The organism is Mesorhizobium sp. M1A.F.Ca.ET.072.01.1.1, assembly GCF_004023325.1.
In the GTDB taxonomy this organism is placed as follows: domain Bacteria; phylum Pseudomonadota; class Alphaproteobacteria; order Rhizobiales; family Rhizobiaceae; genus Mesorhizobium.
Map to the genome: position 1 here is coordinate 1 of NZ_RZSF01000345.1, position 6,719 is coordinate 6,719.

Below are 6,719 nucleotides of genomic sequence, written 5' to 3' on the forward strand. Positions count from 1 at the left end.
CCACGGTAAGAATACAGCCCCCACTGCTCGCCGGGACGCGCTCTGGCAGCGCAGTGGCGAGCGCTTTGTAGATAACTTCCATCGCCTGCAGAGTGGCCCAACCGACCAGGAAGCATGGAGAAGGCGGGAGCGGTTCAAACATTGATCCGGGTCGCGTAATGACCTCTATTGGGCGGAAGTGCCCTTGGTTCGGCTGGTCGCCGCTCCCTGCCAGCATCATAATCGCGACCGAAGTGGCTGAGACAGTGTCTGGCCGCGGGCAATTGATCGGTCCCCCTCGAGCCTCAGGAGCATTGGAATAATCGACCGTAACACTCGAGCCAGCGATCTCGACGATTACCTCAAACTCGATCTCCTCATCGCTGATCCCGTCGCTGTCCATCTGTCCAAAGGCAGAGTAACGGCCGTCTGGAATTTCCTGTAGGTAGCTACGCACAAGTGCTTCGCCATGATCTAGCATTCGCTCAACGGCCCCGGAGAAGCGCTCACCGCCATACCGCTCTACCACGTCCCTCAAGCCAACTGTCCCGACTCTGAGGGACGCCACCATAGCTTCGACGTCGCCGCCGATGGCGGTGGGCATGCGTGAATTTGCAAGCAGGGTACGATATATGTCCAGGACGCGCTCCCCCCGCCTATACAGTTTGACGCCGGGGAAAATTGTACCCTCTTGGAAAAGGTCAACCGTATCCGTCGAGTACGGTTCTTTTCCCCCCACGTCGAGGAGGTGAGCCTTCACGGCAGCGTATCCGATCAGCTCGTCGCCACCTGCAAACACCGGCATAATGAGAGCCGCGTCCTGCGGATGAGTTCCCGTTGCGTACGGCAGGTTTATGTAGAGAATGTCGCCAGGTTCGAGTGCCTTTTCCCCTCCCACGCCTTTAACGGCGGCCTCGACACAAAAGCTCAACGTTCCCATGAAGATCGGCAGCGTCGGTGCTTGGGCCAGCAATCGTACCTGCCGATCGTAAATCGATACCGCGAAGTCAAGAACTTCATAGATTACAGGGGAGAATGCAGTGCGGATTAGTGTCCGCTTCATCTGCTCAGCTACTGAATTTAGAGTGTGCCTGATGATTTCGGTTGTAATCGGATCAACGTCTGCACTCATGGCCTGTGTCGCTTTCTTCATCGCCGAACGCTGCTCCGTCATGACCGTATCCTCTTATCAGTAAGCAAAAGCGACCCTTCATCACCAACGCGAAGAGAAAATCCAACATCCAGGTAAGTTGTCGCGGTTTGTTCAAGGACGATTGCCGGGCCCGTGATAGCGTCGCCTGCAGATAAGGACATCCGCGGCACTATCTGAAACGGCAGCACCGCATCTTCCGTGAAAGAGTAGGCGTCGAAGGTCTCCGGTGGCCTCCGTGACGCCCCCGGAACCGCTTTTTCAGTCCTCGGCGGGAGTGGCGTCCGAGCCGTGGCCCGCATGACGACGACCTCTAGGTCATCTTCCAGTGCATGGCCAAAGGTCTTAGTGTACTCGGCGACGAATAATTTACGAATCTCGTCGATCGAAGCGCGGACTTCCCCATTGCGAAACGGAACAGGAACCGTTAGCGAGTGCTCTTGTCCGACGAAGCGAAGGTCGAGGGCAACCTCGTTGTTCTGGCTGTCAGTGATACTTCCCTCAATGGCATCCGAGCCAAGCGTTTCGAAAGACGCAGCAAGTACGCGATTAATTTCAGGAAGGCTCGAATCTGTTAGCTTGAGGATACGGGTCCGCGCAGCTGTGCGCGTGATATCGGCACCCAAAAGACCCCATGCGGAAAAGTTTCCAGCATGGGGCGGGACCACTATCTCTCGGATTCCCAGCTCTCGGGCAATAAGCGTCGCAAACAGGGGCCCCGCCCCCCCAAAAGCGATGATCGAGGCTGTGCGTGGATCATGACCTTGCTCGATCGTGATCTCCCTAATGGCATTGGCCATATTTGAAGTCACAATAGTCAGGATCCCGCGTGCCGTCTGCTTGATGTCGTTGAGACCCAATTCCCCTGCGAGCTCAAGGAGCGACGCCTCTGCCTTCTCGCGTTTAAGCATCAGCCCAGTCGAAAGCTTCGCTTGACCAAGCATTCCGAGGACCAGTGCGGCGTCTGTTACCGTTGCAGCCGCGCCACCTCGGTCATAGCACGCAGGCCCCGGCTGCGCACCAGCACTCCGGGGCCCGACTTTCATGAGCCCCCCGCGGTCAACGTACGCGATTGATCCGCCGCCCGCCCCGATGGTGCGAAGGTCCACCCACGGGACCTGTACAGGGAGGCCAACAACACTGCCCTCGTACATAAGGGGTGGCCGATCGCCTCTGATGAAGCAAGTGTCGAAGCTAGTTCCACCCACATCTATCGAAATGGCATCGCCTAGGCCAAGCCGTCGTGCAAGCTCCGCCGCGCCCTCGGCCCCAGCGGCTGGTCCAGACAGAACCGTCTCGACCGGTCGTCGTCCGGCCTCCTCGAAGGTCATCGCTCCCCCGCCAGAGCGAGTGACCAGCATCTTTCCCCTGAATCCCGTCGCTCTCACCCGTTCTCCGAGCGACTTAAGATAATTGGCCATACGCGGCCGCACGAACGCATCAACAATCGTGGTGGAGGTGCGCTCGTACTCACGATATTCGCCGGAGACCTCGTGCGAGAGCGAAAGTTCCCCACGATACCCCGCTTCCCGCAACGCTTTTGCTGCCGCAATCTCATGTGCGGGATTCACATAGGAGTGAAGGAATGCGATCGCGACCGATTCAATACCTTCTGCCTCTAGCGCTTTTGCAGCTTCGAAGACGTCCTTCTCGTCAAGGTGAGTTAGGATTGCCCCGTCGGCAGTGATGCGTTCCGTGATCGGGATTCGCAGTCGCCTGGACACTAAAGGCGAAGGGGGATTCCAGAACAAGTTGTAGGCGTCCCCACGATCTCCCCGACGTGACTCGAGAACATCTCGAAAGCCCCGCGTGCAGAGGAGAGCCATCTTGGGGCCCTTCCGTTCAAGCAAAGCGTTGAGCGGAACGGTCGTCGCGTGAATAAAGAATGCAGCTTCGCTCATAGCGCGAGGCGGAATCGCCTCCGCGATTGCTGACGCCACCCCTTCAACGGGGTCGGCGGACGTTGTCGAAACTTTGGCGGGCCAGACTTCACCCGTGGTGTCGTCGTAGAAGATCAAATCCGTGAACGTTCCACCCACATCAACACCAACACGCGTAGCCATTAACCCTCCTCTTCAATTATTAACCGCACTGCCTCAAGCCAGTATTTGCTGGTAGGCCTGCTGCTGACCATCGTCCGGGTACCGCGTCTCTCCATTTAAACAAGCACCTAAGGTCGACCTCGATGATCGCCTACGCTGCCTTGTGGTTCCAGATCCTGACGCCGTAAGTACGATTCCCCGGAGCTTATCGACGTTGCGGGAGGAAGTGCTGCCGAAGATCGCCTCCCAAACGGAAAGTTTTTCTTCGGAATGCCTTGTCCAAAGTTGAAAATAAGAAGCGCGGGCGTGGCTCACCTTGTGTGCTAGCCTAAGTTGTAGAACATCGGAATTTGCTGCCCGGGGTTTTGCCGGAACCTCAAGCAAAGGGACAGACAGCAACCTCGGCGGAAAGTTTGTCTCCGTCTGAGGCGCTTGCGCACGCCGCCCAGCTCAGTAACGACTGAACGGCGCAAAAACACCTGTCCGCCGAAGGGCGCCACGATGCGGGCAAGCAATTTGGGGACGGCATTCTCGATTGTGCAAGGACAGCTTAGCGAGCTCTGAGACGAGGCGTTCGAGAATGGCAACCCATGCCCAGGCAAGTCCGCTCCACGCAACGGTCTCGGTTTGGCCGGCCACGTCTCTCGGCGCTGCGCGAAATGGAGACAGCGCGCAGGCGTTTTGCGCCATGAAGCGGGCCGGGCGGTTCGCCCAGGCGGTTCGCGCGGCCGGGAGTGGAAAACGACCGGCGGAGGCGAGCTCACTCGGCGTGTGGATGGCGGTGGAAATGGCCACTGCCCCGGCACCGAGCGGATTGCGAGCTGCTTGGCCAATGCGACACCCTGGGCCACTACGATATCAATTTCCCATTTAAGAACGCAAGAGACGGCAGCAACGATGCCGCGATCGTAGGACACGGTTGGGAGACAGCTTTTGCCGACGACGGGGTGTGAGCGGCAAGAGTCCCGCTATTGTAACGACGCGTTGGCGACACATTTCGACTTCGCTTCGTCCAGAGTCGTCGTCAGCGAGGATGATAATCTCGGGTTGCAGTCGTAACAGCAGCAGCCCGTTTCAGTGTAAGCGGTGTTCTCAGGCCACGGCCTTTAGTTCGTGCGCGGTGATGTATGCCCAGGGCAGCAACTCGTCGATTTGGCTGTTGGGGTGTCCGCTGACGATCCTGGTGAGGACGTCGGCAATATAGCCCAGCGGGTCGACACCGTTGAGCTTGCAGGTTTCGATCAGTGAGGCGACGACAGCCCAGTGCTCGGCGCCGCCATCGGAGCCGGCGAAGAGCGCATTCTTGCGATTGAGCGCCATCGCGGGTTCATTCTGCCCATGTCGGGCAGATGGTAGAGTTACACTATCGATGGCACCCATTTTACGGTGGTTGTTTTCGGCACGAAGGTCGCGAGGATCGGGCCAGCGGTGCGATCGTGCGGGTGGAGATTCGGCCGGGCGAAGTCATTCAGGTTTCAGAATGGATGCTGGACCGAGCGTTGTGCGCCGGCATGGAGATGGGTGAACCTCGCGTTGCGATCACGAGCCTCATAGAACTTCATAGGCTGCTGGCCGAGCGCGGTTTCAGGCAAACTTCGACGGATGGACTCACAGCCATCCAGGAGCCGCGCCATGAAGGCATTACCACCACCCGCGACACTGCCAATGCCGATCCAGCAACTAAGCATACCATTCGATACACCGCAGATGCGGGGCCTGAGCGACGCGGAAAGGAGAGCCGTTGTCGTCAGGCTGGCGATCCTTCTGATGGCCGCGGCCGGCGTCGCGGCGAAGGAGGCGAGCAATGACGAGCAATAATCTCCTTCCCGCCACGGTGCTGAAGCGCAAGGCTGTGGTCTACGTTCGACAGTCGACCCCAGGTCAGGTCCAGAACAACCTTGAGAGCCAAAGGAGGCAATATGAGCTTGTCGATGTTGCGCGTCGCTGGGGTTTTCGCGATGTCGATGTGATCGATGACGACCTTGGTCGTACCGCCAGCGGCGCTGTTGATCGCCCTGGTTTCGAACGACTGGTGAGCGGCCTGTGCACGGGCAAAATCGGTGCAGTGCTCTGCCTCGACGCCTCGCGCCTTTCCCGTAATGGCCGGGATTGGCACCATCTCCTCGAACTGTGCGGCCTGGTTGAAGCGCGCGTGATTGATCTCGACGGGGTATACGATCCTTGTCGTCCTAACGATCGATTGTTGCTGGGCATGAAGGGCAGCATCAGCGAGTTCGAGCTGGGCATCTTGCGAACGCGCATGCTTGACGCGGCGCGCGCCAAAGCGCGGCGGGGAGAACTGCGCCTGAGCGTTCCGATCGGCTATATTTGGCACCGCGACTATGGGCTCGGGTTTGATCCCGACTTGCGGGTACAGGAAGCGATCCGCCTGATTTTTTCGCGTTTCCGCGAGCTTGGCAGCGCTCGCCAGGTCTTGATCTCGCTTACCGCGGATAATTTCCATTTTCCCCGTCCTTCCGATGGACGCAAAACGGTGTCCTTCGACTGGGTGCCGATCCGCTATCGGAGCGTCATTTCGATTCTGAAGAACCCATTCTACGCCGGGGTCTACGTCTATGGTAAAAGCGAGAAGCGAACGGAGATTGTCGATGGGCGCGCTCGCAAAAGCTACGGACACAGCAAGCCTTTCGCAGCATGGGACGTGCTGCTCCAGAGCCATCATGAAGGCTATATCGATTGGAGTGAGTTTGAGAGAAACCAGCGCCTTATCGCGGTCAATGCCTTTGGTCAAAAAGGCGGAATCAAGTCCGGTCGTGGAGGTCGCGCGTTGCTCGCGGGCCTGCTCACCTGCGGCCGGTGTGGAAGGCGGTTGGGCGTTGTCTATTCGGGGCGCCCGCCAGGCCACCCCTATTACCGCTGCGAACGTATCAACCAGATGTTGGCCAAACCACGATGCATGACTTTTGGCGCTTCCCGCATCGATCCTGCGGTCGGCAAGGAGATACTGCGGGCCGTAACCCCGATGGCGATCGAGGCGGCGATGGAAGCTGACCGAATGCATCGGGATAGTCTGGAAGAACGGCATCGCATGATGGAGCTGGACTTGCAGCAAGCGCGCTACGAGGCATCTCTGGCCGAACGTCGCTATGCTGCATGCGACCCTGATAACCGGCTGATCGCCGCTCAACTTGAGAAGAGCTGGGAAGCAGCGCTCAGGCGCGTGGAAACGTGTGAGGCGGCGCTACTCCAGAGCCGACAAGCCGAACAGGCAACGCCAATTCCCGATTTCGCTGGCATTGCCACCGACTTGGAGACAGCTTGGCGCGCACCGAATGTCGATATGCGTTGCCGTCAGCAACTTCTTCGCACCCTTGTGTCCGATATCATTGCTGATGTTGACGAAGAGAAGCGCGAAGTCCTTTTGACAATCCACTGGAAAGGCGGCCAACATTCCCAGCTTCGCATCCGCAAACCCAACGCCGGCGAACATGGCCAGAGTACACCGGAAGCTGCCCTTGCAGTCATGAGGTCCATGGCGACGCGTTGGTCCGACGCGGACATTGCCGCCACCCTGAACCGTATGGGAA

4 protein-coding genes and 1 pseudogene are annotated in these 6,719 nt (G+C 58.6%); 1 reads left to right on the forward strand and 4 read right to left on the reverse strand.

The annotated features are described in order from the left end of the window. The 4 genes and pseudogenes from EOA32_RS31075 to EOA32_RS38915 all read right to left on the reverse strand — a co-directional run. On the reverse strand, positions 1 to 1,153 hold a 1,153-nt coding region (locus EOA32_RS31075; protein WP_145971403.1), incomplete at its 3' end, for a hydantoinase B/oxoprolinase family protein. Next, on the reverse strand, positions 1,150 to 3,192 hold the full coding sequence (locus EOA32_RS31080) for a hydantoinase/oxoprolinase family protein (protein WP_128373756.1): 2,043 nt from the start codon (positions 3,190 to 3,192) through the stop codon (positions 1,150 to 1,152). The genes EOA32_RS31080 and EOA32_RS31075, both read right to left, overlap by 4 nt. 1,071 nt (positions 3,193 to 4,263) lie before the next feature. After that, positions 4,264 to 4,491: pseudogene (locus EOA32_RS31085) on the reverse strand (transposase domain-containing protein); the annotation flags it as partial. A 155-nt stretch (positions 4,492 to 4,646) separates the two neighbouring features. Then, on the reverse strand, positions 4,647 to 4,976 hold the full coding sequence (locus EOA32_RS38915) for a hypothetical protein (protein WP_189407515.1): 330 nt from the start codon (positions 4,974 to 4,976) through the stop codon (positions 4,647 to 4,649). On the opposite strand from EOA32_RS38915, the gene EOA32_RS31095 reads away from it, so the two are divergent. Beyond that, positions 4,976 to 6,719 (forward strand): recombinase family protein (locus EOA32_RS31095; RefSeq protein ID WP_145971404.1); only part of this gene is annotated, 1,744 nt, incomplete at its 3' end. The genes EOA32_RS38915 and EOA32_RS31095 overlap by 1 nt on opposite strands.

What these genes read in the sequence shown, in the direction of transcription:
- EOA32_RS31080 (WP_128373756.1), bottom strand. Translation starts at nt 3,192, where the DNA reads ATGGCTACGCGTGTTGGTGTTGATGTGGGTGGAACGTTCACGGATTTG.